Genomic DNA, 261 nt, shown 5'->3' on the forward strand with positions numbered 1-261 from the left:
GTGATCGTGTTTGAACCAACTTTAAGGTAATAGGTATTATGAGAGTATTAAACCAATTATTAACATTCCTATCAGGTGTAATAATTTTAACGGCTTTTACTTTTGGAGTAGCAAATGCCAATAATAGATATGCTATTGCACAAGAAGCCAGCGCAAAACCTAGTGCAGAAGCAATTAAAGCAGAAGCAGAAGCAACTGTAGAAGATATGATAAAAGATATAACAAAAGATATGACAAAAGAAAAAGCAGCTAGAGCAGAAG

Annotated in this window: 1 protein-coding gene; it reads left to right on the forward strand. The window is 33.7% G+C overall.

The annotated features are described in order from the left end of the window. Window positions 1-38: 38 nt before the first annotated feature. A partial coding sequence (locus AAEY87_RS14105; RefSeq protein WP_350657625.1) for a hypothetical protein occupies window positions 39-261 on the forward strand: 223 nt, incomplete at its 3' end.

It is taken from the genome of Psychrobacter sp. S1-30-MNA-CIBAN-0213 (genome assembly GCF_040309845.1).
Lineage (GTDB): Bacteria > Pseudomonadota > Gammaproteobacteria > Pseudomonadales > Moraxellaceae > Psychrobacter.